The sequence below is a fragment of the Aliarcobacter cibarius genome (genome assembly GCF_013372265.1).
GTDB classification, from domain to species: domain Bacteria; phylum Campylobacterota; class Campylobacteria; order Campylobacterales; family Arcobacteraceae; genus Aliarcobacter; species Aliarcobacter cibarius.
Genome location: NZ_CP054051.1, coordinates 2,092,569 through 2,118,736 on the forward strand (window position 1 = coordinate 2,092,569; position 26,168 = coordinate 2,118,736).

The window sequence follows — 26,168 nt, forward strand, 5'->3', positions numbered from 1 at the left end:
TAAATTTTTAAAAAAAAAGGAAATTATTGGAACCTATTGGAGTAATAAAAGATGGTCAAATCTATGACCTTCAAACTGCAGAGGCTTTAAATATTAGTGGAAATACAATTAAAGCCGACGATTCAAGCGAATCTTTAGAGATTTTAAGACACTCAACTGCTCACCTTATGGCTCAAGCAATTAAAGAACTATATCCTGAAGCAAAATTCTTTGTTGGTCCTGTTGTAAATGAGGGATTTTATTATGATTTTAAAGTAGATAGTAAAATTTCTGATGAAGATTTACCAAAAATAGAAAAGAAAATGAAGGAACTAGCTGATAGAAAGCTTCCAATTACAAGACATGAAACCTCAAAAGAAGAGTTTTATGAAAAATTCAAAAATGATGAATTAAAACAAGCCGTTCTAAAAAATATCAAAGATGAAGTTTTAACTATCTATAAACAAGGTGATTTTGAAGACTTATGTAGAGGTCCTCATTTACCAAATACTAGAATGATTAGAAATTTCAAACTAACAAGAGTTGCCGGTGCATATCTTGGCGGTGATGAAAAAAATGAGATGATTACTAGAATTTATGGAATATCTTTCTTTGATAAAAAAGCTTTAAATGATTATATTACTATGATTGAAGAAGCTAAAAAAAGAGATCATAGAAAGCTAGGAACAGAACTAGAACTATTTACTTTCAATGACGATATTGGAGCAGGACTTCCATTATGGTTACCAAATGGTGCAAGATTAAGAAGTAAATTAGAACACCTTTTATACAAAGCACATAGAGTAAGAGGTTATGAACCAGTTCGTGGACCTGAAATTCTAAAATCTGAAATGTGGAAAATCTCTGGACATTATGCTAACTATAAAGAAAATATGTATTTTACAACTATTGATGAACAAGAGTATGGGATAAAACCTATGAACTGCGTTGGTCATATACAAATTTTCAAAAACGATTTAGTTTCATACAAAGATTTGCCACTTAAATTTTTTGAATATGGTGTTGTACATAGACATGAGATGAGTGGGGCTATGCATGGACTTTTTAGAGTAAGAGAATTTACTCAAGATGATGCACACATTTTCTGTACACAAAACCAAGTTAAAGATGTTATTTTTGAAGTTTTAGAATTTGTTGATTCTCTTTTAAAATTATTTGATTTTAAATATGAAATTGAAGTTTCTACAAAACCAGAAAAAGCTATTGGTGATGATATTTTCTGGGAAAAAACGACAAAAGCAATTATGGATGCACTTGATGAAAAAAGTATATCTTATGGAATTGATGAAGGTGGAGGAGCATTTTATGGTCCGAAAATCGATATAAAAATTCTTGATGCAATTGGAAGAAAATGGCAATGTGGTACAGTACAAATTGATATGAATTTACCTTCAAGATTTAAAACTGAGTTTATAAATGACAAAGGGGAAAAAGAACAACCAGTAATGATTCATAGAGCTATTTTAGGATCTTTTGAAAGATTTATTGGAATTTTAACTGAACATTGCGCTGGAGAGTTCCCATTTGTAATCGCTCCAACACAAGTTATATTCGTACCAATCGCAGAACCTCATGTTGCTTATGCAAAAGAGTTGAAAAAAGAGCTTTTAGAAAACAATATAGATTCTGCTATTTATGATATGAACGAAAGTTTAAACAAAAGAATTAGAATGGCTGAAAAGCAAAGAGTTCCAATGATAGTTGTACTTGGAGACGAAGAAGTAGCAAATTCTAAAATTGCTTTAAGAGATAGAAGAAAAAGAGAACAATCAAATTTAAGTAAAGAAGAATTTTTCGATTTACTAAACAAAATTAACAAGGAGAGTAGAATTTGAGTAGAGACAATAAAAAATCTGATGTAATAATGAATGAGGATATTACAGCAAAAGAACTAAGATGTACTAGTGATGATGGAACAAATCACGGAATTATTCCAACTTCACAAGCTTTAGCTATTGCTGATGAAGCTGGTTTAGATTTAGTTTTGATAGCTCCAGATGCAACTCCACCAGTTGCTAAAATAATGGACTATAGTAAATTTAAATACCAACAAGAAAAAAAGAAAAAAGAAGCAAAGAAAAATCAAAAAGTAATAGTAGTTAAAGAGATAAAGCTTTCTGTTAAAATTGCAGAAAATGATATTAACTATAAAGTAAAACATGCGATAGAATTCTTAGAAGAAGGAAATCATGTTAAATTTAGAGTTTTCCTAAAAGGAAGAGAGATGTCAAATCCTGAAGCTGGAGTTGAAGTTTTAAATAGAGTTTGGCACATGATAGAAGACATTGCTATTATGGATAAAGAACCAAAACTAGAAGGAAGATATGTAAATCTTCTAGTTACACCTAAAAAAGATTAAATCTACTCAAAATAGAAGAGGAACTATTCCTCTTTTATACTACAAAATAAATTTTAAACATTTATTAATATTTTTTTAAGTATAATCCAAAACTTTTTCACTATGAAAATGCAAATTTATATGAAAGGATTTCTTTATGCCAAAAATGAAAAGCGTTAAAGGTGCTGTTAAAAGATTTAAAGTAAAGAAAAATGGAACTATCAAAAGAGGTTCTGCTTTTAGAAGCCACATTTTAACTAAAAAAACTCAAAAAAGAAAAAGAAATTTAAGAGGACCACAAACTGTACATAGTACAAATGTTGCTGGTGTTCTTTCAACGTTGTGTAAAGCGTAATTACTTAAAATATACTTAAGTAATTTTGTCCCTCCATTTTATGGAAAAGTTCAGCCTATGTTGCTGACACCTTATTAAAAATAATGGTAAAGAAAGGAATAATATGCCAAGAGTAAAAACTGGTGTTGTAAGAAGAAGAAGACACAAAAAAGTATTAAAACTAGCTAGAGGATTCTTCGGTGGAAGAAGAAAACACTTTAGAAAAGCTAAAGAACAATTAGAAAGAAGTCTTGTATACGCATTTAGAGATAGAAGACAGAAAAAAAGAGATATTAGAAAACTATGGATTATCAGAATCAATGCAGCTTGTAGATTAAATGATATCAACTATTCAAGATTCATAAATGGATTAAAATTAGCAGGTATTGAACTTGATAGAAAAATCTTAGCAAATCTTGCTATGAATGATTCAGCTGCATTTGCATCTTTAGTAGCATCTGCTAAAGCAGCACTTAAATAATAAATTTGCATAAATAAAAAAGGGAAGAGCTAAAACTCTTCCCTTTTTTTATTTCTAAAATCAGGGTACAAAATCTGCACCCTAATAATTTTTATGAATTAACCTAATGGTTCATTTACATCAATTTTACAATTATCTTCTTTACAATTAACATTTGCATCAAAATAGAAAATCTCAGAAACATCTATATTATCTTTTTTCAATTTCATCCATGCTTCTAAAGATCTTGAACCTGCTGCACAGTGGAAAACTATAGTTTTATTTTTTGGTAGTTTTTCATATAATTCTTTAGCATTTAATTTTTCTGCTTCAATATTAATTGATCCTTTTATATGCCCTTTATCAAACTCTTTTTTGTTTAGTACATTTACTATTTGAATATTTTCTGGAACTTTATTATCTATTATAAGTGCTTTTAACCACTCACCATCAACTGTTCCTTCATCTGCTCCTAGTTTAACTCCATTTTTACTAAACTCTAATTTCTTTTCTTTTGGTTTTTCTTCAACTTTTTTAGCACCTGCTGTTGTAGCTAAACCAGCTTTTTTCCACTCAGGAAGCCCACCAGCATAAACTGATACATTTTTATAACCTAAATTATAAAGTTTTTCAGCAACTATATTAGATTTCTCACAATCAAATCCTGCACAAAAAGTTACAATTTTCTCATCTTTATTTATTGGAAATCTTCCGACAAGTTTATCAAATTCTGTATCTGGGATACTTATACTTCCTAAAATTGTCTCTTGCATAAATTTTGCATTTGGTCTTGCATCAACAAGTAAAGCACTATTATTTTCTAAATATGATTTTATAACAACTGTTCCAACCTCAAGATATGATTTATTTCCCCACTCAGGTTCACCAGCACTATAAACTTTTACATTTTTATGACCTTTTTTCTTTAAAAGGTCTGCAACAATTGGACTTTTTTCACAACCAAAACCACCACAATATACAATTATTTCTTTATTTTTATCTTTTGATAAGAAATCATATTTTGAATAAAATTCTTCAAAATTTGTATCTGGAATATTTATACTTGAAGGTATTGTTCCTTTTTGATACTTTAATTCAGGTCTAGCATCAACTAAAATAGCTTCAACAGCTCCTCTACTTCCATTTCCAATTATTTTTTTCACATAATCAAAATTAACTTGTTCTAACTTATGTTTTTTAATTAATTCTAAAACAGCTGGTGTTGGTTCTTTTAACTCTCCTGTTTGAGCAAATAAATTTACACTAAATCCTAAAAGTGATGCCACTAATAAACTAGAAACTACTTTTTTCATACTATTCTCCTTGTTATAATTTTAAATAATACTCTTGGTATTCCAATTATTATATAAATAACTGCACTAAATATAAATGGATGAAATCCACCAAAACCATAAGCTCCAGAATCCATAAGTCCTAATACATGTTCTACTGGATGAGTTAAAAACTCTTTATAGTGTATTATTATACTAAGAATAATCAAGATAAAGATATATATTTTTAACTCTTTTTTCAAATATTATGCCTTTCCGCTTAACATTCCATACATAGTCATTGGTTTTAATAAATAAACTTTCAATAACCACCAAATCCATCTTTCTTGTGTTGGATCTAAAGGGAATGAAGGAGTTGGTTTTGCCGTCCAATCAAATTCTGCTAACATAACAGTTCCAATATCTGTAATTAGTGGACATACTGTATAACCACCAAATTTTTCAGTTGGCTCTTTTCCTTCCATTACAGATATTAAATTATCAACTAGAATTTTATATTGCTTTCTTACAGTTCCACCTGTTTTCCCCATAGGAACAGCTGCAATATCACCTAAAGAGAAAATATTTTTATATTTAACATGTTGTAAAGTCTCTTTATTTACAGGAACCCAACCTTTTGCTGAACCAATCGCTGATTTTCCTATTTCATCTGGTGCTTTTTGAGGTGGGGTTACATGTAAAAAATCAAAAGGTACTTCAACAGTTAGTTGTTTTTTAATAATTTCATGTTCTCCTAAATCTGCATCAAAAGCACCTTTTTCTTCCCAATGTTTATTAAATGTTGCAATTTTTTTAGAAATGTCTACGCTAGTTAGATTATGATTTAAATTCCACTTCATATCTCTAGCAATAAATTGTTTTTCAATAGCATCTGCATATTCTTTTACACCAAATAATCTTCCACTGTCATCATAATATGTTAATGTTGCATTAGCTCTTACTTTTGCTTCATTTAATCTAGAGTTTAGCAAATACATAACTTTTTTAGGTGCACCACCACATTTCACAGCTGTATTTGGAGCTGTGAAAATAGCATTTACTTTATCTTTTTTTGCTCTTTCAATAAATTTTTGAGACTGTTCCCACATATGAGCTGAACTATCAATATTATAAACTGATGTTACTCCACTATCTCCAAAAACTTTTAATATTTTACTAGCATCACCTACACTATAAGCATCACCGATCTCTTCTAAACCTTTAATTGCTCCATAATCAAGTGTAATTCCAGCTGCAACTATTAAATAATCGTAATCAACAACTTCTTTATTTGATAATGTAAGTTTATTTTCATCAGGATTAAATTCAACAGCTTTTTCTTGAATCCATTTAACACCTTTTGGCATATAATCTTTTGTATCAAACAACAACTCATCTTTTGATTTATAAACTCCACTTGCAACTAGTGTTGTTCCTGGTTGATATGAAACTGATTTTGTATTAGGTTCAATAATTGTAATATCAGCATCATCAAGTGCACTCATAAGTCTTGCAGCAGTTGAAACTCCAGCTAATCCTCCACCAACAATTACTATTTTACCTTTTGCTTGACTACTAGCTTTTAAAGTTGTAGATGCTTTTGCATCAATACCACCAGCTAAAAAAGTAGCTCCTCCCAATCCAGCAAGTTTAAATGCTTCTCTTCTTGAAATTCCAGCTTTTTTTATCTCAGCATCAACGATTTCAAGAGCTTTTTTTAACTCATCTTTATTCATAGAAATCCCCTTTTTATAAATACACTTGATAATAACAAAAAAGTTATAATATACTACTTATTAATATAAGATATTATTTTATAAATATTATTAGTTTATTTTATATAATTAAGAGCTTTTTGGTACTCGTTTTTATCATTTAAATTTAAAAATTCATCTTCATTTTCAAAATTTATGATTTGAGTTTTTGAATTTTTGATTAAATAGTTTATTTTATGAATATCTTGATTGATCATATTTTCTATAAAAGGTAATATATTTTTTGTAAAAATTCCACAAAGGTTATGTGTTTTAAAAGGAGTTTGTGCAATAGTTATATCAAAACTATTTGAATCAATAATCAGTTTTTCTATAGTTTTAAACTCAACAAATGGTGTATCAACTGGTATTATAAAAACTTTATCAAATTTTTCTAATATAGTTTGTAAAGCTAGAATCGGTGAAGAAACATCATGATTTTTATCTAATATTAGTTTGGATTTATCTTTTAGGAAATCAAATTTATCACTTTTTGAAGATATATAAATATGATTAAAATATTGCTCCAATTTTTTATATTGAAACTCTATTAAAGTTTTTGAAGAAAAAAATGGGAGAAGAGATTTATCTTCTCCCATTCTTGAGCTCTTACCTCCACTTAAAATTACACAAGGTATTTTAAATGGTGTTTTAGTCATTATAAACTTCTAGGATCTGTAATATATCCAGATATTGCAGAAGCTGCAGCAACAGCACTATTTGCTAGATATATTTTTGAGCTTCTAGAACCCATTCTTCCAACAAAGTTTCTATTAGTTGTAGAGATACAAACTTCTCCATCTCCTAAGATCCCCATATATCCACCTAAACATGCTCCACATGTTGGATTTGACACTACTGCTCCTGCATCAACTAAAGTATCAATATACCCCAATTTTGTTGCATCTCTTAGAATTTTTTGAGTTCCTGGAGTTAAAATAAGTCTTACATGTCTTGCTACTTTTTTACCTTTTAAAATCTCAGCAGCAACTTTAAAGTCACTTAATCTTCCATTTGTACAGCTTCCAATAAATACTTGATCAACTCTTATATTATCACTTACAGCTTGAGAAACTGAATGACCATTTGATGGTAAGAATGGATATGCAATTACAGGCTCTAGTTTTTCAACATCAATCTCTATTACTTGACAATATGTAGCATCCTCATCTGAATAATGAATTTTTGGCTCGGCTCTTAATCCATTATTGTTTTTAGCAACTGTATCTAAAAACTCTTTTGTAATTTCATCATAAGCTACTATTCCATTTTTTGCTCCTGCTTCAATAGCCATATTACATAAAGAGAATCTATCATCCATTGATAAATACTTAATTGTATCACCTGTGAATTCTAAAGCTTTGTATAATGCTCCATCAACTCCAAGTATTCTGATAATTTCTAAAATCAAATCTTTTCCAGTTACAAATGGAGCTGGTTTACCTTTAAATACAACTTTAATTGACTCAGGAACTTTGAACCAATTACCACCAGTAATCATTCCAAAAGAAATATCTGTACTTCCCATTCCTGTACTAAATGCTCCTAAAGCACCATGTGTACATGTATGAGAATCTGCTCCAATAATAACATCACCTGGAACTACTAATCCTTTTTCTGGTAAAAGTGCGTGTTCTATACCCATATCTTTTTCATCAAAAAAGTTTTTAAGATTATGTTTCATAGCGAAATCTCTTGAAATTTTCGCTTGGTTTGCACTTGCAATATCTTTTGCAGGAATAAAATGGTCTAGTACTATTGCAAAACCATCTGGATTAGCAAGTTTTTCAAAACCACCATCTTCAAAAGCTTTTATCGAAATTGGTGTTGTAATATCGTTACCAATTACCATATCAATTGGACTTCTTACAATTTCTCCAGCATATACTTTTTTTCCTACATGCTCACTAAATATCTTTTCTGTAATTGTTTGACCCATTTTTCATCCTAACTAATTTTTAATTTTTTAAAATTTTGATTTGATTATAGCCAAAACTATTTTAAGCTACAAATCAGTTTTTTCTCTCTTTTCTCTTCGTGAATCTATTATTTGTATAATTATAATTATAGCAACAGCACAATTTATAATTACATCTGCAAAATTAAAAATTGCAAATTCAAATATATAATGCCAATAGAAATAATCAACTACTGCACCATAAGTAAATCTATCTAAAATATTTGATAAACCTCCAGCATATAAAAATGCTATTGGTATATAATATTTGTAGAAAAGCTCTTTATTTTTAAAAAGATATATAGTTCCAACTATCACAATAACAAGTTGTATATACTTTAAATTTTCAGCCAAAAATGAAAACATAGAAAAAGCTACTCCATAGTTATAAGCAAGTTTTAGTGACATTATTGGACCATCTAAATCCCATCCTAAATTTGCAAAACCGTATTTAACAACTTGATCTACAACAAATATTATGAAAAAAATAATTATTGATATTTTTAACTTTTTATTCATTTCTTACAAAGCTTTTTTAAAAAAATCAATAAGAGTTGACATTGCATTTTCAACATCTTTTCTATTTTTACCTTCAAGTAAAAGTCTAATTTTATTTTCAGTACCAGAATATCTAATTAAATCTCTAATACCTTTTTCTCTAATTGGTTTTAAAATTTCATCTAAACCTTTTATATCTTTTAATGGTATTTTTTCATTTACTTTCATATTATGTAAAATTTGAGGGTATAAACTAAACGGATTTAAAGCTTCACTAGCTCTTTTTTTACTTTTTAGAAGCATTGCCAGTACTTGTAGCGCAGAAGCTAAACCATCTCCAGTTTTAGCGGCATCAGAGAAAATTATATGTCCACTTTGCTCTCCACCAAAATTTAAATTATTATCCTTCATAACTTCAAGAACATATTTATCTCCAACATCACTTCTTAAAAGTTTTATTTGATTTTTTTCCAAATAATCTTCTAAAGCTTTATTAGACATAACTGTTGCAACGCAAGCATCACCTTTTAAAAGTTTCTCATTTTTCAAATATACACTTAGAGCACCTATTAACTTATCACCGTCAACTATTTCACCTTTTTCATCAACAACAACCAATCTATCTGCATCTCCATCGAGTGCAAGACCTATATCTGCTCTATATTCTTTTACTAATTTAGCAACATTCTCAGGATGCATTGCTCCACAGTTGTCATTTATATTAAAACCATTTGGTTTATTGTTTATTGTAATAACATCTGCACCTAGCTCTTCTAAAATTGTTGGAGCAACTTTATATGCAGCACCATTCGCACAATCAAGAATAATTCTTAATCCTTTTAGCGTTAAATCTTTTGGGAAAGATGATTTAATTACAACAATATATCTTCCAATAACATCATCTATTCTTTTTGAAGCACCAATTTGTGTTCCTGTAGCCTGAGAAGATGTCAATAAATCTATATCTTTAAATATATTCTCAATAGCTTTTTCATCTTGAACACTTAATTTATTTCCATGATTATCGAAGAATTTTATACCATTATCTTCAAATGGATTATGCGAAGCACTAATCATAATACCAGCATCACATCTCATACTTTCAGTTAAATATGCAATTGCTGGAGTTGGCATTGGTCCTATTTGAATAACATCATAACCAACCGATGTAAGACCACTAACAAGTGCATTTTCAATCATGTATCCACTTCTTCTTGTATCTTTACCAACTAATATTTTATTTGTTGTTGAATGTTTTCTAAAATGTATCCCTGCTGCTTGTGCAAGTTTTACAACAGTAATTACATCTAAAAATTCACCAGCCTTACCCCTAACACCGTCTGTTCCAAATAGTTTCATTAAATCTTCCTAAAATTAAACTCTATTTAAGTTATTTTGGATAGTATTCTATCCTTTAAAATTTTACAAAGAGGTTAAAAAAATGGCAAATCATAAATCTTCTGAGAAGAGAGCTAGACAAACATTAGTAAAGACTGAAAGAAACAGATTTTACAAAACAAGAATTAAAAATATCACTAAAGATGTTTTAAGTGCAGTTGAAAGTGCAGATAAAGAGAAAGCAACTGTTGCTATGAAAGTTGCAAACAAATACTTCCACCACTGTGTTTCTAAAGGTATTTTAACTAAGGGAACTGCTGCTAGAAAAGTAAGTAGATTACAAGTTAAAGTTAACGCTATATAATTATTAAACATTAGATGTTAAAAGATAAACTTCAACCATTCATTGCTAGATTTGAGGAAATCACAAATCTTTTAATGTCTCCTGATATTACTAGTGATATCAAAAGAATGACTTCTTTATCAAAAGAGCAGTCAAGCATTGAACCAATAGTTAACAAAGCAAAAGAGTATATAAAAGTTCTTGAAGATATTGAAGAGAACAAACTTATGCTTGATGATAGTGAACTTGGTGAATTAGCTAAGGAAGAGTTAAAAGAACTGGAAATTAAAAAACCAATTTTAGAAGATGAGATTAAATTTCTTATGATTCCAAAAGATCCAAATGATGATAGAAATATCTATTTGGAACTAAGAGCTGGAACAGGTGGGGATGAGGCTGCACTTTTTGTTGGTGATTTATTCCGAGGATATCTCAGATACGCTGAAAACAATGATTGGAAAGTTGAGATAATGAGTTCAAGTGATAGTGAAGCAGGTGGTTACAAAGAAATAGTAATTCTGGTAAAAGGTGACCATGTGTATTCTAAGCTAAAATTTGAAGGTGGTACTCACAGAGTTCAAAGAGTTCCAGCAACAGAATCTCAAGGAAGAGTTCATACATCAGCAATTACAGTTGCAGTTATGCCTGAGGTTGATGATGTTGAAATTGAAATAGATCCAGGTGATCTAAAAATTGATGTTATGAGAGCTAGTGGAAATGGTGGTCAATCTGTAAATACTACAGACTCGGCTGTAAGAATCACTCATATTCCTTCTGGTATCGTTGTAACAAATCAAGACCAAAAGTCTCAACACAAAAATAAAGATAGAGCTATGAAAGTTTTAAAAGCTAAGCTTTATGAGATTGAGATGGAAAAAAAGATGGAAGCCGAAGGTGCTAATAGAAAAGAGCAAGTAGGAACTGGTGATAGAAGTGGAAGAATTAGAACTTATAACTTCCCACAAAATAGAATCAGTGACCACAGAATAAACTTAACTTTATATAGACTGGAAAACATCTTAAATGATGGTCTATTTGATGAAGTAATTGATCCTCTTATTGCTGATCATCAATCTAGACTAATCGAGGCAAATGGATTATAACTCCATTTGTTTTTTACTTCAATTCTATAAAATATAAATCCTAAACAAAATTTATCTAGTAATCAAAATGTAACCAACTGATATTAAACTTTCGTCATAAATAAATTTATACGGAGATAATATGAGTTTCAAAAAAACATCTATGGCTTTAATAGCAAGTGCTTTATTAGTAACAACATTAAGTGCAAGAGATCAAATTAAAATAGTTGGTTCATCAACAGTTTATCCTTTTTCATCATCAGTTGCTGAAGAGTTCGGAGCAACTTCAAAATTCCCAACTCCAGTAGTTGAATCAACTGGAACAGGTGGAGGAATTAAGTTATTCTGTGCTGGTGCAGATATTAATACACCTGATATTGCAAATGCTTCTAGAAAAATGAAAGCAAATGAATTAAAAATGTGTGAAGAAAATGGTGTAAATGATATTACTGAAGCATTAATTGGTTTTGATGGTATTGCAATTGCTCAATCATCTCAAGTAAAAAGTTTCAATGTATCAAAAACACAATTAGCATTAGCAGTTGCAAAAGAAGTACCAAGTGCTGATGGTAAATCTTTAGTTTCAAATCCATATAAAAAATGGTCTGATATAGATGCTTCTTTACCAAATAGAGAAATCACTGTTTATGGACCTCCAAAATCTTCAGGAACAAGAGACTCATTTGAAGAACTAGTTTTACAATCAACTTTCGAAAAAATGCCTGTTTATACAGATTTATTCAAAAAAGATGAAACAGCTAATAAAAAATATAAAGCTTATTCTGAAATCAGAACAGATGGTGCTTATGTAGAATCTGGTGAAAATGATAATTTAATTGTTCAAAAATTAACAAAAAATGAAGCAGCGATTGGAATTTTCGGTTACTCTTTCTTAGCTGAAAACAAAGATAAAGTTATTGGTTTAAGTATTGATAATGTTTTACCAACTGTTGAAACTATTGCAAGTGCAAAATATCCAGTTGCTAGATCTATGTATTTTTATATTAAAAATCAACACTCTAAAGATGTTCCATCTTTAAAAGAGTTTACAAACCTTTTCATGTCTGAAAAAATGATAGGGAATGATGGAATATTAAGTGAATTAGGTTTAATTCCATTAACTGATGATGTGAGAACACAAGCTAGAAATAAAGTTTTAAATAGCCAAAAATTAACTGCTGAAGATTTAAAACACTAATAAACTTATAAAAAGAAGATACCTCTTCTTTTTATAATCTTTTTAAAATATCTATTTAGGAAATTTATGACAAATTGGTCAAAAATAATTGATAAGCTTGATTATGCTTTTCAACCTATAATCTATTCTCATACTGGCAAAATATATGCTGTTGAAGCTCTTTTACGAAATGTTCAAGATATACCAGGACTTACAAATATTGATGATCTTTTTGATTTAGCATTCAATGATGACTACTTATATGAATTAGATTTACAACTAAGAGAAAAAGCTATAAGTAAATTCTCAAAAATAAAAATTAATAATTTAAAACTATTTTACAATCTAGATAATAGAATAATTTACAACAAGAACTACTCACAGGGAAATACTGCAAAAATATTAAATAAATATAATCTAAATAAAGATTCTATATATTTTGAACTAAGTGAAAAGGGAACAGCAATTGAACAAAATGCTCTTTCATCTATGCTACAAAGATATAAAGAGAGTGGTTACAAAATTGCAATAGATGATTTTGGAATTGGTGTTTCTGGATTAAAGCTTTTATACTTTAGTGAAGCAAATATTATAAAACTTGATAGATTTTTTATTTCAAATATAGATCAAGATTCTAAGAAAAAACTTTTCTGCTCATCAATAGTTGAAATGGCTCATATCATGGGAATGCAAGTAATTGCAGAAGGTGTAGAAACAGTAAAAGAGTTTTATACTTGTAAAGATATAGGGGCTGATTTTATACAAGGATATCTAGTCCAAAAACCAACAAAAAGTATAGAAGATATCACAAATATATATCAAGATATTTCTAATTTAATTTTAAATGATAAAAGATCTAATCAGACTAATTTTATTGATGATAAATACATAGAAGAGATATATCCTTTGGATGTAAATACATCTTTATACGATTTATTTTTACACTTTAAAAAAAATACAGAGCATAACTTTGTACCAATTATTGATGAATTTGGTTATTTCTTAGGAATTATTTATGAAAGTGATATAAAGAAAATTTCTTATTCACAATATGGTCTTTCTTTAGCACAAAATAAAACATTTTCATCAACATTACTAAAATATATCAAACCTGCTTTAAGTGTAGAAATATCTTGGGGTATAGATGAAATTCTTGAAATGTACAATCTTAAATTCAATGATTCACTAGGAATATTTATAACACAATCAGAAAAATATAAAGGTTTTATAAATCTAAATTCTCTTTTAACACTTTCTTATAAAAGAAATATAGAAATAGCTACGAATCAAAATCCATTGACAAAACTTCCTGGAAATAATCAAATAGAAAAGTTTATAAACAATTCATTTGAAAATGCTCATATAAATACAACTCACATAATATATTTTGATTTTAATGATTTTAAACCATTTAATGACAATTATGGATTTAGACAAGGGGATAGAGCAATATTAATTTTTTCAGAATTATTACAAAAAAGATATCCAAAAAATTCATTTATAGCTCATATTGGTGGTGATGATTTCTTTGTAGGATTAAAAGATTATAAATATGATGATATATTTGAATTAACTTACAACATACAAGAAGAATTTAAAAGTAGTGTGGTGAACCTCTATTCAAATGATGATAAAAACAGAGGTTTCATAATATCAAAAGATAGATTTAATACAACTAGAGAATTTAATTTATTGAGTGTATCTTCTGCAATAATAGAAATTAATCCATCATCAAATATATCAGATTTTGACAATACACTAAATCTTATCAAAAGAGATTCAAAGAACTCAAAAGAGCCTATATTTAGAATAGTATAATACTATGTAATCATATTGTAATCGAATAAATATAAAATTTGCAAAAATTTAATACAAAGGAAAGTATTGAGTACCTTTGAATCACAAAAAAGACGAAGAGAATTAAACGAGAAACTTATAAAGTTTACTCTTATCATCGCTGCTGCAATATCTATTTTAACAACTTTCGGTATTCTATTTTCAATTTTATTTGAAGCAATAGAATTTTTTAAATTAAGAAGTTTTTGGTATTTTTTAACTGGAACAGTTTGGAGTCCAGGTGTTACAAATAGCCAATTTGGTGCATTGCCTATATTTGCTGGTACATTTGTAATAACAATTATTGCATTACTTGTAGCTATTCCTATTGGACTTGGAAGTGCAATTTATATGAGTGAATATTCTAGTCCTAAAGTAAGAGATTATTTAAAACCACTTCTTGAAATTCTTGCAGGAATTCCTACAGTTGTTTATGGTTTCTTCGCTGCTGTTACAGTTGCTCCTTTTGTTGTAAAGGCTGCAAACTTTTTTGGTCTTGAAGCAACTTTTAATAGTGCTTTAGCTTCAGGAATTGTAATGGGAATTATGATTATTCCTTTAGTATCTTCACTATCAGATGATGTTATCAGAGCTGTTCCAGATTCTCAAAGAAAAGCTGCTTTTGGTCTTGGAATGACTCATGGAGAAACAATTAAAAATATTGTTTTACCTTCAGCAATGCCAGGAATTATTTCAGCTTCACTTCTTGCTCTTTCAAGAGCATTAGGAGAAACTATGATTGTTGTTATGGCAGCTGGATTAAGACCAAATTTATCTTGGAATCCACTAGAAGACATGACAACTGTTACAGTTACAATTGTAAATTCATTAGTTGGAGACTTTGAATTTAATTCGCCAGAGACTCTTTCTGCATTTGCATTAGGTCTAATGTTATTTATTGTGACTCTAATCTTAAATATGATTTCATTATCTTTAATTAGAAAATTCAAAGAAAAATATAAAGTGAATACATTATGATAAAAAGAAAAAAGAAAAATAAACAACACAATCCATTTTATGACCCTACTTTAAAAAGTAGACATACAAGTGCAAAAAGATTTAAAAGATTTACATTAACATCTTTAATCTTCTCTATTGCATTTTTAGCGTTCTTCCTTTTTGATATGATAGTTAAAGGTTTACCTGCATTTAATGTAGCTTACATAAAAGTAAATGTAACTTTTAATGAAAAATCTTTAGATGATACAAGATTTGCTGTTCCAAAAGAGTATAGAGATATTGTTTCTAGAGCTTGGTTAAGAGACATAAATAAATTAGTTGAACAAAATCCATCTTATATGAATACAACACAAAATATGTGGGTTTTAGCAGATGACCAAGTTGACCAATATTTAAAAGGTCATAACTATAAACTAAAAGAGAATGAGCAAGCATTTGTTGATGAATTAAACTCAAATGGTTTAATTGAGAAAAAATTCAATACTGTATTTTTTACAAATGGGGATTCTAAAATTCCAGAGTACGCAGGTATTTTTTCAAGTGTGATTGGTTCAATTTTGACTTTAATTATAACTATGGCTGTTGCATTCCCAATTGGTGTTATGACAGCTATTTATCTTGAAGAGTTTGCAGGAGATAATAAATTTACAAGATTTATTGAAATTAACATAAATAATCTTGCAGCTATACCTTCAATTTTATTTGGACTTTTAGGTCTTGCAATATTTATAAATCTATTTGGAATGCCAAGAAGTTCACCACTTGTTGGGGGATTAACTTTAGCACTTATGACTTTACCAATTATTATTGTAAGTTCAAGAGCAGCTTTAAGAGCTGTTCCAGATAATATAAGACAAGCTGGATATGGTTTAGGATTAAATAAAATTCAAGTAACACGTGACCACGTTTTACCTTTAGCATTTCCAGGAATTTTAACTGGTTCAATTATTGGTTTAGCACAAGCTATGGGAGAAACTGCTCCATTAATTATCATAGGAATGATTGCATTTATTCCAGATGCTCCAACTATGGTTACAGGTGCAGCAACAGTAATGCCAGCACAGCTTTTTACATGGGCTGGAATGCCTGAGGGTATGTATATAGAAAAAACAGCTGCAGGAATTTTAGTTTTATTAACAATTCTAATTTCATTAAATGCAATAGCTATATATCTTAGAAAAAAACTTGAAGTAAAATGGTAAAAGGAAAAATATAAAAATGAATACAAATAATAAAGTTAAAATAGACGTAAAAAATCTTAATCTATTTTATGGTTCAAATCAAGCTTTATTTGACATAAATGTAGATTTATATCAAAATAAAATTACAGCTTTAATCGGACCTTCTGGTTGTGGAAAATCTACATTTTTAAGATGTATAAATAGAATGAATGACTTAATTCCTATTGTTAAAATTGACGGAAAAATCATTATTGATAAAAAAAATATTTATGACAAAGATGTTGATGAAGTAAGCGTTAGAAAAAGAGTAGGAATGGTATTTCAACAACCAAATCCTTTTCCAAAATCTATTTATGATAATGTTGCTTATGCACCACTAAAACATGGAATTGTTAGAAAAGGTAAAGAGTGTGATGAATTAGTTGAATCTTCTTTAATCAAATCTGGTCTTTGGAATGAAGTAAAAAATAAATTAAATCAACCTGGAACTTCTCTTTCAGGTGGACAACAACAAAGATTATGTATTGCAAGAACAATTGCAATTAAACCAGAAATTATTTTAATGGATGAACCAACATCTGCACTTGACCCAATTAGTACAGAAAAAATTGAAGCATTAATGCTTGAATTAAAACAAGATTATACAATTATCACTGTAACTCATAATATGCAACAAGCTGCAAGAGTTGCTGATTATACAGCATTCTTCCATTTAGGAAAACTAATTGAATATGATGAAACAGAAACTATTTTTGTTAATCCACACAATAAAAAAACAGAAGACTATATTACAGGGAGATTTGGATAATGTTAAAACCATATGAAACAAAATTAAATAATGTAAAAACGGAAATTCAACAAATTGGAATTTCAGTTATTGAAGCTTTAGAAGTTTGTTTAAAAGCACTAAATGATAGAAAAATTGAAGATTTAAGTAATGTTGAAATTAGTGAAAAAAAGATTCTTGTTAGATCTAATGAAATTGACAATATCATAGTTTCAACATTGGCTTTATATTCACCAGAAGCAAAAGATTTAAGAAGATTAGTATCTTTTCTTAAAATTACAAATGAGATGGTAAGAACAGCTGCAAATACAAAAGATTTTGCAAAAATGTTTAAAAAATCTTATTCAAATGATTTAAATACAGCAATAATTTTAGAATATGCTATTCCTCTTCTAAAATCTGCTTTATTATCATTACAAACAGCTACTTCAATTATTGATGAGCATGATGAAAAACATATTGAAGAAAAATATCATAGAGTTGTTGTTGAAGAGAGTAAAACTGATGATTTATATTTAATGATTGAAAAGAATATATTAAAATTAATTACTCAAAAACTAGATTTATCTAAAGAGTATTTTGATATTTTAAGTAGCTTAAGAAGATTAGAAAAAATAGCAGATAGGGCTGTATCTATTGCAAAACTTTTACAATTTGCACAAATTGGGGGAGACATAGTACAATCATAAATCTCTTTATGATATACTTTTTGTATGAAAAAAGCAATAAGAAAAATATCGGATTATTTTAGTTCAAACTACGAAGTTTTAATAGCTACAACTATATTCTTTGTTATATTAATTGCCGGCCATGATTTCTATCGAGCAATTATTTTAATGTTAGAGTTTATTGTAGTTATGGAAGTTGTAAAGATGATTTCTGATTTCATAAAGAGAGAAACTTTACGACTTAGATTTGTTATTGATATTTTTATAATATTCTTAATTAGAGAAGTAATTATTTTATCTGCTAATAAGAATAGAGATTACGTAGATATTGTATTTTTACTATTTGTAATTTTTGTATTCTTCTTATTTAGAATACTAGCTATTAAATATTCTCCAGGTGGAGATAAAAAAACTATTGAACCAATAAAAGAAAATGATGAATAATACTGTTTTAATAATTGAAGATGAAGAGGATTTACTAGAATTATTAGAGTTTACTCTCCAAAAAGAGGGTTATGAAACTATAGGTTTTTTATCGATTACTCCTCAGGTGAAAAAAATATTAGATGAAGAGAAAATTGATTTAATTCTTATTGATAGAAACCTTCCAAATATTGAAGGTACTACTTTTGTAAAAGAAATTAGAAATAGTGGCTATCAAAATCCTGTTATTTATCTTACAGCAAAAGATAAACCAACAGATATTCTAGATGGATTTGAAGCTTATGCAGATGATTATATTACAAAACCTTTTAATATAAATGAACTGCTTGCAAGAATAAAAGCTGTTATAAAACGTTCAAATAAAGAGTGTGATACTCTAAAAGTTAAAGATATCTTATATAATTTTGCAAATAAAAGCTTCTCTATAGATGATAAACTTTTAGACTTAACACATCTTGAACACAATCTACTTTTAGAGTTCTTAAAAAATCAAAATATCTTACTAAGTAGAGAGCATTTGCTAGAAAATATATGGAAAGATTCTATAGATAAACAAGAAAAAACTGTGAATGTTGCTATAAAGAGATTAAAAGACAAAATAGATCCTGATGGAAGTAAAAACTATATAAAAGCTGTTCGTGGTGAAGGTTATATATTTTGTTAAAAATTCATAAACTTTTTTTTAGAAGTTTTTTAGCCATTTTTTTAGTAACTATATTTACAATAACTTTTGTAGTATATTTTTGGGCAAAAAATTTATATTTAGAAGATACAAAATTAAATCTTAGTCAAAATATGGATAGTCTTTTAATTCTTCTAAAACAAAGTGATTTGGACCATATTCAAGAAATTATTAAAGATTTAGGTGCTAAATTAAATTTAAGAGTATCAGTAATTGACCAAAATGGGAATGTAATTGCAGAAAGTGAAAATCTAGAGTTAACTGAAAATCATCTTTATAGAGAAGAGATAATAAATGCAAATAAATATGGACAAGCTAGTAGTGTTAGATTTTCAAAAAGCTTACAAAAAGAGCTTTTATATGTAGCAAAAAAATTTGAAATAGATAATAAAATCTATTTTATTAGAATGTCTGCATTTACTGATAAAATTTTTGATAATTTCAAAAAATTAATTTTTGAAATATTTATATACATTTTATTTTTCCTTCTAATATCTTTTTTTATAAGTTATTTGTTAAGTCTTAAAATAAAAAAAGAGATGGATTTAATTTTAAATTTTCTAATAAATCTTACAAAAAATAGAGTACAACTAAATTTAAAATCTAGTTTTACTTTTGAGTTTTTTAAGATTGCTAAACTTCTAAATAAAGTTGCACATAAACTATCAAAACAAGATCAAATAAAAGCAAAACATACAGCAAAACTAAAACTTGCAAATAGACAAAAAGATGAGATTATTTCTAGCCTTTCTCATGAATTTAAAAATCCAATTGCAATAATCTCAGGATATAGTCAAACTTTGATTGAGAATGAGAACTTAACACAAGACATAAAACTAAAGTTTTTAAATAAAATTCATTCTAATTCAATAAAACTGTCGCAAATAATTGATAAATTAAGACTTAGTCTTAGACTTCAAGAAAAAAAACAAGACCTTATTAAAACAAAAATCAATCTATATAATTTAGTTGAAAATTGTGCTAGTGATTTAAAAATAAAATATAAAAATAGAGAGATAAATATTACAAAAAATGAAGTTTTTATTGATGCAGATGAAACACTTTTTTCAATTGTAATTTCAAATATAATAGAAAATGCATTGAAATATTCAAGTAATAATATTGATATTAAAATTGAAAAAAATTATTTAAGTATTACCGATTATGGAATTGGAATTAGTAAAGAAGATTTAGAACAAATTGATAAAAAGTTTTATAGAGCTTCTAGCAATGATTGGAATAATTCTTTAGGTCTTGGACTTTTTATTGTAAAATCTATCTTAAGACTACATAATTTTGAACTTGAAATTATCTCAACAGTAAATAAAGGTTCAACTTTCAGAATTCATTATTAATTTACCCTTAATTTAAGTTATATATAAGTACAACTTAAATATTATTCCAACTCATCAAAGAAAGGGAGTTAATAAATGAAATTTACTCAAATGGCAAAAGCCAACGAAATCGAAAGATCTTGGGTTGTAGTAGATGCTGAAGGTAAAGTATTCGGAAGAATAATTACTGAAGTTGCTACAATATTAAGAGGAAAAAATAAACCTTGTTTTACACCAAATGTTGATTGTGGTGACTACGTAGTTATAATCAATGCAAGTAAAGCTAAATTTACTGGTGCTAAATTAGAAGTTAAAAATTACTATACTCACTCAGGTTATTTTGGTAGTACAAAAACTCACAAAATGTCAGATATGATTGAAAAAAACCCTGAAAAACTGTTTAAATTAGCAACTAGAGGTATGCTTCCAAAAACTACTCTTGGTAAAGCTATGTTAAAAAAATTAAAAGTATATGCAGGAAGTGAACACCCTCATACTGCTCAAATTAAAGGATAATAGTAATGGCAAAAGTATATGCAACTGGAAGAAGAAAAACAGCAATAGCTAAAGTTTGGTTAGAAAATGGAAATGGACAACTAACTATAAATGGACAATCTTTAGATCAATGGCTTGGTGGTCATGATTCAATTAAGAAAAGAGTAATGCAACCATTACACGTTGCAAAACAAGAGACAAGTGTTAATATCGTTGTTAAAACTTTAGGTGGAGGATACTCTGCTCAAGCTGACGCTGCAAGACACGGAATCTCTAGAGCACTAGTTGCTTATGATGAGCAATTCAGAACAATCTTAAAACCTCATGGTTTATTAACAAGAGATGCAAGATCTGTTGAGAGAAAAAAATACGGAAAGAAAAAAGCAAGAAAATCTTCTCAATTCTCAAAAAGATAATTGGAAGTTTCAAAAGTTTTACTTTTGTATATTTCAAAGGAGGCAAATTTGCCTCCTTTTTTTATTGCCAAATATTATTTTTTATAAGACATATCTCTGTTATATGCCATTTCCCAAAACATATATTCAAATTCAACACTTGAAATAAAAATTTCTTCAATTTTTCTTTTTTCTTTATCTGTTTTATTTTCAACTAATTCATCAATCGCATCATAAAACCATTCAAATGATTCTTCAAATTCATATCCGGCATAAGTTTCTATCCAAGATTTATAGAAATTATCTTCCAAATTTTTCTTATACTGTTCTTTTAATCTTTTCCCATAATCACAATATGTCCAGGCACAAGGAAAAACAGTAGCTAAAGTTTCAGCCAAATCTCCTTTTTGTGCAGTTGCAAGCATATTTGCTGTATATGTTCTATTAAATAAAGAAGCTTTAACATTTACAACTTCATCTTCTGTAATTCCAAACTCTTTCATATATGTTCTATGAACTTCCATTTCATCAACAAAAATACTTTTTGTTATACTACTTAAATTACTTAACATTTTCTCATCATCAGCTTTTACCATAGCCATTGCAAAAACTTTCGCATACTCCAGTAAATATAAGTAATCTTGTAATAAATAGAATTTGAATTTTTCTTTATCTAAAGTACCTGCTCCTAGTTCTTGAACAAATGGATGGTTATATCCATCTTCCCATACTTTTATTGCTTTTTCTTTTAAATTTCTTGAAAACGACATATATATTCCTTTTTACATTATTTCTTTAAAATTTGCTTTTTGTTTTAAAATTTCTTCATTAAAATTACCTATAGAGTTAAATAACTCTTTATGAAAAGTTCCTAAACCACTATTTTTACTTTTTTCATAAGCTATTTCACCAGCAATTCCCATAGTAATCACGCCAAGAATTGTCGCTTCAAATATTTTATCTTTTGATGTTCCACAATAGCTAGAAACCAAAGAACTACACATACATCCTGTTCCTGTAATTTGTGGCAAAAGATGGTTACCATTTTTAATAGCAACAACTCTTTTACCATCAGATATAACATCAACTTCACCAGTAATAGCAACAACTAAACCTAACTTATTTGCTAACTCTTTTGCTATATTTACTGTATTATCAATTGATTCCAAATCTTCTTTAGAAGCATCTGCACCTTTTGTATTTGAACTTAGATTTAATATAGACTTTATTTCAGATATATTTCCTCTAATAGAAGATATATTAGTTTGTTTTAAAAGCTCTTCTACAAAATCTTTTCTAAATTTTGAAGCACCAACACCAACTGGATCTAAGACAACTGGAACCTCTAATTCATTTGCTTTTTTTACAGCTTTTACTATAGAATTTTTTACATTTTTATTTAATGTTCCTATATTTATTAATAAAGATGAAGCAATATTAACAAACTCTTCTACCTCCGCTTCATCATCTGCCATTGCAGGACTTGCTCCAACTGCTAAAGTTATATTTGCACAATCATTTACTGTAACATAATTTGTTATTTGATGAATAAGAGGATTTTTTACTCTTATTTGATTTAAAATTTCAACTAAATCATTTATCATAAAATATCCTTTTAATTAAAATTTATAGAAATGATTTAATGGACCATTTCCATGACCAATATTTGGTGAATTTTTTATAGCACCAAAAATATAATCTTTTGCATTTCTTATAGAGTTTTCTAAAGAATTATCTAAAGCTAAACTAGCTGCAATTGCAGAAGAGAATGTACATCCTGTTCCATGAGTATTTTTTGTATCCACTTTTGGTGTTTCAAATAGATGAAAATCTTTACCATCATATAAAATATCAATTGATTCATCATCAAAATTATTTCCACTTTTTATTAAAACACTTTTACAACCCATTTCGTATATTTTCTTTGCTGCTATCTTCATATCATCTTTAGATAATATTTTCATATCTGTTAAATGTTGAGCTTCAGCTATATTTGGAGTTAAAACATCTGCTAATGGAACAATAATTTCTATTAGACTACTCATATTATTTATATCCATTAATGCATCACCATTTTTTGCATACATTACTGGATCAATTACAATATTTTTAACTTTTTGTTTCTTTAAAAAATTTGCAACTACTTTCATAGCTTCTATATTTGCCAACATACCAATTTTTATAGCATCTGGAACAACATCTTCAAAAACAGCTTGTAACTGTTTTTCTATAATAATTGGACTTACATCTTGAATATCAATAACTCTACAAGTATTTTCTGCAACAACAGCAGTAACGACACTCATCCCATAAGTTCCAAACGCACTAAAAGTTTTTATATCAGCTTGAATTCCAGCTCCACCAATACAGTCAGATCCTGCAATAGTTAAAACTTTTTTCATAATTCTTCCTTCTTAATATTTTACTTTATAATTTTTATCACAAAAAAAGGGTACTTTCTAATTAGAAAGCACCCTTGATATTAAATTTAATTTTAACAAACTCGCTTCCTACGCTGGTGTAAACCAACAGGTTCAAAGGGTCAGGTTTTACCTTCTCAACGCTAAAATACGTCCCCCTGCAATAAAAGATGAATTGTATCACAAATAAAAGTTAAAAGCTAATTTATGCTATTTTTTGTAAAAAAACTATACAATATCCCATGAAATTTTTTATTTTTATTTTAATATTTTTAACATCAATTAGCGCAAGTACATTAAATTTAAGTATGAGCTCAAGTCCTAGTAGACTAAATCCAATCCTAGCAAATGATAGTGCAAGTGGTGAGATATCTGATTGGCTTTTTAATGGACTTTTTAAATATGACAAAGATGGAAATATAACACCTGAATTAGCTAGTTCTTATGAATTTATAACCCCTACTAAGTTAATTGTAAAATTAAAAGATAATGTCTTGTGGCATGATAAAGTTAAACTTACTTCAAAAGATGTTATTTTTACTTATGAACAAATAATAAATCCTAGTGTATTTAATTCAATAAAATCAAATTTCAATGAAGTACAAAGCGTAAAAGCCTTAGATGATTTAACAGTTGAAATAATCTATAAAAAACCATATTTTAAAGCTCTAGAGATTTGGATGGTAGGACTTTTACCTTATCATATTTTAAAAGATGAAAAAAATCTAATGACTAGTAGTTTTAATAAAAATCCAATAGGTACAGGTTCATATAAAATTAAAGAATTTAAAACAGCTCAAGATATAGAACTTATTGCAAACCCTGATTACTTTGGTGGAAAACCAAAAATTGATAAGATTTTATATAAATTTTTACCAGATCCAAATACATCATTTTTATATCTAAAACAAAAAAAACTTGATATTGGAGGATTAACTCCAATGCAAACTTCAAGACAAATTGATGATAATTTTAAAAATAACTTCGAAATGCTATCTAGACCTAGTTTTGGATTTAGTTACTTAGGATTTAATTTGGAAAACCCAAAATTTAAAGATATAAAAGTAAGACAAGCTCTATCTATAGCTATAAATAGACAAGAACTAGTTGATATCTTATTTTTTGGTTATGCAGAAGTTTGTAATGGACCTTTTATGCCTGGAAGTTTTGCTTACAATGATAATGTAAAAGAGACTAAACAAGATTTAGAAAAAGCAAAACAACTTTTAAAAGAAGCTGGATATGATGAGAAAAATCCACTTAGTTTTGAGTTAATTACAAATACAGGTAATGATATTAGAGTAAATACAGCTCAGATTTTACAATATCAACTAGCAAAAGTGGGAGTTGAATTAAAAATAAGAGTCATGGAATGGCAAGCTTTTTTAAATACAGTTGTTCATCCAAGAAAATTTGAAACAGTATTACTTGGATGGTCATTAGCACTAATGCCTGATGCTTATCCTCTTTGGCATAGTTCTAGCTCTAAACTTGGTGGATTTAATCTAGTAGGTTATAAAAATGAAAAGGTAGATAAACTAATAGAAAAAGGTAGTGTAACTATAAATAAAGATGAACTAAGTGATATTTATAAGGATATTTTTAAAATAGTAGCTGAAGATTTACCGTACTTATTTTTATATATTCCTGATTCAATTACAGCAATTAATAAAAAAATAGAAAATATTGAACCTGCATTTATAGGAATAATGCATAACCAAAAAGATTGGCAAATAGAAGAATAAGGAAAAAATTTGAAAAAAGATATGATAATTTTATTTGATTTAGATGGTACTTTAATCGATTCAACAGATGCAATTACAAGTACATTCTTACACGCTTTTGATAAACATAAATTCAATTTTAATGGAACAATTAATGATATTATAAAAGAGATTGGGTACCCACTTGATATTATGTTTGGAAATTTAGGAGTTCCAAAAAAATATGTTTGGGATTTTGTAGATAGCTACAAAAATAGATATAAAGAGATTTCAGTTGCACAAACTACCCTTCTTGAAAATGCTTATGAAGCAGTTAATTTAGCTTCAAATTTTGCGAGACTTGGAGTGGTTACTACAAAAACGAGAATCTACTCAACTCCAATTTTAGATAATTTTGATATTACAAAACATTTTGAGATTATTATTGGAAGAGAAGATGTAGAAAATCCAAAACCTCATCAAGAACCTATTTTAAAAGCTCTAGAAGGTATGAATTATGATAGGAATAGACATAATGCCTTTATGATAGGTGATACAAAACTAGATTTACTTTCAGCAGCTAGTGCAAATATTAACTCCATTGGTCTTTTATGTGGTTACTCAAATGAAGAAGAACTTATAAAATATACAAATATTGTAAAAAAAGATTCACTTGAAGCTGTAAAATATCTTCAAAATTTAATATAATTT

The 26,168-nt window shown here is 28.0% G+C and carries 29 protein-coding genes and 1 riboswitch; of the genes, 19 read left to right on the forward strand and 10 right to left on the reverse strand.

The annotated features are described in order from the left end of the window. Positions 1–26 precede the first annotated feature (26 nt). From thrS to rplT, 4 genes are all read left to right on the forward strand, one after another. Entirely contained in the window at positions 27–1,835 is a 1,809-nt protein-coding gene (gene thrS, locus ACBT_RS10475) for a threonine--tRNA ligase (protein ID WP_024774400.1), read from the forward strand. A gap of 29 nt (positions 1,836–1,864) precedes the next feature. Next, positions 1,865–2,359: a translation initiation factor IF-3 gene (infC, locus tag ACBT_RS10480; RefSeq protein ID WP_034218424.1), complete on the forward strand. Its 495-nt coding sequence runs from the start codon at positions 1,865–1,867 to the stop codon at positions 2,357–2,359. Positions 2,360–2,495: 136 nt separating this feature from the next. Further along, positions 2,496–2,693: a 50S ribosomal protein L35 gene (rpmI, locus tag ACBT_RS10485; RefSeq protein WP_024774402.1), complete on the forward strand. Its 198-nt coding sequence runs from the start codon at positions 2,496–2,498 to the stop codon at positions 2,691–2,693. A gap of 103 nt (positions 2,694–2,796) precedes the next feature. Continuing rightward, positions 2,797–3,153, forward strand: a complete 357-nt coding sequence (rplT, locus tag ACBT_RS10490; protein ID WP_024774403.1) for a 50S ribosomal protein L20 — start codon at positions 2,797–2,799, stop codon at positions 3,151–3,153. A 98-nt stretch (positions 3,154–3,251) separates the two neighbouring features. Here rplT and ACBT_RS10495 read toward each other — a convergent pair whose 3' ends face one another. The 7 genes from ACBT_RS10495 to glmM form a co-directional block, all read right to left on the reverse strand. Then, positions 3,252–4,445, reverse strand: coding sequence for a rhodanese-like domain-containing protein (locus ACBT_RS10495; protein WP_024774404.1), 1,194 nt, complete (start codon positions 4,443–4,445; stop codon positions 3,252–3,254). Then, positions 4,442–4,666 carry a hypothetical protein gene (locus tag ACBT_RS10500; RefSeq protein WP_024774405.1) on the reverse strand — a complete coding sequence of 75 codons (225 nt, stop codon included), beginning with the start codon at positions 4,664–4,666 and terminating at the stop codon, positions 4,442–4,444. Before ACBT_RS10500 ends, ACBT_RS10495 begins: the two co-directional genes overlap by 4 nt. Positions 4,667–4,669: 3 nt before the next feature. Beyond that, positions 4,670–6,139 (reverse strand): NAD(P)/FAD-dependent oxidoreductase, encoded by a 1,470-nt coding sequence (locus ACBT_RS10505; protein WP_024774406.1) that lies wholly within the window; start codon positions 6,137–6,139, stop codon positions 4,670–4,672. A 95-nt stretch (positions 6,140–6,234) separates the two neighbouring features. After that, the gene (gene mobA / locus ACBT_RS10510) at positions 6,235–6,816 is read right to left on the reverse strand and encodes a molybdenum cofactor guanylyltransferase MobA (RefSeq protein WP_024774407.1); all 582 of its coding nucleotides are present in this window, start codon (positions 6,814–6,816) and stop codon (positions 6,235–6,237) included. After that, positions 6,816–8,096, reverse strand: coding sequence for a 3-isopropylmalate dehydratase large subunit (leuC, locus tag ACBT_RS10515; protein ID WP_024774408.1), 1,281 nt, complete (start codon positions 8,094–8,096; stop codon positions 6,816–6,818). The genes mobA and leuC overlap by 1 nt, the downstream gene beginning before the upstream one ends. 66 nt (positions 8,097–8,162) lie before the next feature. Continuing rightward, complete coding sequence (lspA, locus tag ACBT_RS10520) at positions 8,163–8,633, reverse strand: signal peptidase II (RefSeq protein WP_024774409.1); 471 nt, start codon at positions 8,631–8,633, stop codon at positions 8,163–8,165. A 3-nt stretch (positions 8,634–8,636) separates the two neighbouring features. Then, positions 8,637–9,971 carry a phosphoglucosamine mutase gene (glmM, locus tag ACBT_RS10525; protein ID WP_024774410.1) on the reverse strand — a complete coding sequence of 445 codons (1,335 nt, stop codon included), beginning with the start codon at positions 9,969–9,971 and terminating at the stop codon, positions 8,637–8,639. An 82-nt stretch (positions 9,972–10,053) separates the two neighbouring features. On the opposite strand from glmM, the gene rpsT reads away from it, so the two are divergent. The 13 genes from rpsT (at position 10,054) to rpsI (ending at position 21,355) form a co-directional block, all read left to right on the forward strand. After that, positions 10,054–10,314: a 30S ribosomal protein S20 gene (rpsT, locus tag ACBT_RS10530; protein ID WP_024774411.1), complete on the forward strand. Its 261-nt coding sequence runs from the start codon at positions 10,054–10,056 to the stop codon at positions 10,312–10,314. 14 nt (positions 10,315–10,328) lie between these two features. Next, positions 10,329–11,396 (forward strand): peptide chain release factor 1, encoded by a 1,068-nt coding sequence (gene prfA, locus ACBT_RS10535; protein ID WP_024774412.1) that lies wholly within the window; start codon positions 10,329–10,331, stop codon positions 11,394–11,396. A 121-nt stretch (positions 11,397–11,517) separates the two neighbouring features. Then, positions 11,518–12,573 carry a substrate-binding domain-containing protein gene (locus tag ACBT_RS10540; RefSeq protein ID WP_024774413.1) on the forward strand — a complete coding sequence of 352 codons (1,056 nt, stop codon included), beginning with the start codon at positions 11,518–11,520 and terminating at the stop codon, positions 12,571–12,573. 66 nt (positions 12,574–12,639) lie between these two features. Next, positions 12,640–14,370, forward strand: coding sequence for a GGDEF domain-containing protein (locus tag ACBT_RS10545; protein ID WP_024774414.1), 1,731 nt, complete (start codon positions 12,640–12,642; stop codon positions 14,368–14,370). Positions 14,371–14,436: 66 nt separating this feature from the next. Continuing rightward, a complete protein-coding gene (pstC, locus tag ACBT_RS10550; protein ID WP_024774415.1) occupies positions 14,437–15,366 on the forward strand; it encodes a phosphate ABC transporter permease subunit PstC in 930 nt (309 codons plus the stop codon). Continuing rightward, positions 15,363–16,550, forward strand: coding sequence for a phosphate ABC transporter permease PstA (pstA, locus tag ACBT_RS10555; RefSeq protein ID WP_051429928.1), 1,188 nt, complete (start codon positions 15,363–15,365; stop codon positions 16,548–16,550). Before pstC ends, pstA begins: the two co-directional genes overlap by 4 nt. Before the next feature lie 16 nt (positions 16,551–16,566). Next, the gene (pstB, locus tag ACBT_RS10560) at positions 16,567–17,337 is read left to right on the forward strand and encodes a phosphate ABC transporter ATP-binding protein PstB (RefSeq protein WP_024774417.1); all 771 of its coding nucleotides are present in this window, start codon (positions 16,567–16,569) and stop codon (positions 17,335–17,337) included. Beyond that, on the forward strand, positions 17,337–18,005 hold the full coding sequence (locus tag ACBT_RS10565) for a phosphate signaling complex PhoU family protein (RefSeq protein WP_024774418.1): 669 nt from the start codon (positions 17,337–17,339) through the stop codon (positions 18,003–18,005). The genes pstB and ACBT_RS10565 overlap by 1 nt, the downstream gene beginning before the upstream one ends. 24 nt (positions 18,006–18,029) lie before the next feature. Then, positions 18,030–18,428, forward strand: a complete 399-nt coding sequence (locus ACBT_RS10570; RefSeq protein ID WP_024774419.1) for a phosphate-starvation-inducible PsiE family protein — start codon at positions 18,030–18,032, stop codon at positions 18,426–18,428. Next, positions 18,421–19,092 (forward strand): response regulator transcription factor, encoded by a 672-nt coding sequence (locus ACBT_RS10575; RefSeq protein WP_323053527.1) that lies wholly within the window; start codon positions 18,421–18,423, stop codon positions 19,090–19,092. Before ACBT_RS10570 ends, ACBT_RS10575 begins: the two co-directional genes overlap by 8 nt. Then, complete coding sequence (locus ACBT_RS10580) at positions 19,086–20,465, forward strand: HAMP domain-containing sensor histidine kinase (RefSeq protein ID WP_024774421.1); 1,380 nt, start codon at positions 19,086–19,088, stop codon at positions 20,463–20,465. Before ACBT_RS10575 ends, ACBT_RS10580 begins: the two co-directional genes overlap by 7 nt. 75 nt (positions 20,466–20,540) lie before the next feature. Then, positions 20,541–20,960: a 50S ribosomal protein L13 gene (gene rplM / locus ACBT_RS10585; protein ID WP_024774422.1), complete on the forward strand. Its 420-nt coding sequence runs from the start codon at positions 20,541–20,543 to the stop codon at positions 20,958–20,960. A 5-nt stretch (positions 20,961–20,965) separates the two neighbouring features. Beyond that, on the forward strand, positions 20,966–21,355 hold the full coding sequence (rpsI, locus tag ACBT_RS10590; RefSeq protein WP_024774423.1) for a 30S ribosomal protein S9: 390 nt from the start codon (positions 20,966–20,968) through the stop codon (positions 21,353–21,355). Positions 21,356–21,429: 74 nt separating this feature from the next. Here rpsI and tenA read toward each other — a convergent pair whose 3' ends face one another. From tenA to thiD, 3 genes are read right to left on the reverse strand one after another with little or no spacing between them, the layout of a single operon-like run. Beyond that, positions 21,430–22,104 (reverse strand): thiaminase II, encoded by a 675-nt coding sequence (gene tenA / locus ACBT_RS10595; protein WP_024774424.1) that lies wholly within the window; start codon positions 22,102–22,104, stop codon positions 21,430–21,432. Positions 22,105–22,116: 12 nt separating this feature from the next. Then, entirely contained in the window at positions 22,117–22,938 is an 822-nt protein-coding gene (gene thiM / locus ACBT_RS10600) for a hydroxyethylthiazole kinase (protein WP_034218411.1), read from the reverse strand. Between the two features lie 15 nt (positions 22,939–22,953). Further along, positions 22,954–23,736, reverse strand: coding sequence for a bifunctional hydroxymethylpyrimidine kinase/phosphomethylpyrimidine kinase (gene thiD / locus ACBT_RS10605; RefSeq protein WP_034218413.1), 783 nt, complete (start codon positions 23,734–23,736; stop codon positions 22,954–22,956). A gap of 88 nt (positions 23,737–23,824) precedes the next feature. After that, positions 23,825–23,924, reverse strand: a riboswitch (TPP riboswitch). 72 nt (positions 23,925–23,996) lie between these two features. On the opposite strand from thiD, the gene ACBT_RS10610 reads away from it, so the two are divergent. Both ACBT_RS10610 and ACBT_RS10615 read left to right on the forward strand, forming a co-directional pair. Then, the gene (locus tag ACBT_RS10610; protein WP_024774425.1) at positions 23,997–25,499 is read left to right on the forward strand and encodes a peptide-binding protein; all 1,503 of its coding nucleotides are present in this window, start codon (positions 23,997–23,999) and stop codon (positions 25,497–25,499) included. 21 nt (positions 25,500–25,520) lie between these two features. Continuing rightward, positions 25,521–26,165, forward strand: coding sequence for an HAD family hydrolase (locus ACBT_RS10615; protein WP_024774426.1), 645 nt, complete (start codon positions 25,521–25,523; stop codon positions 26,163–26,165). Positions 26,166–26,168 lie beyond the last annotated feature (3 nt).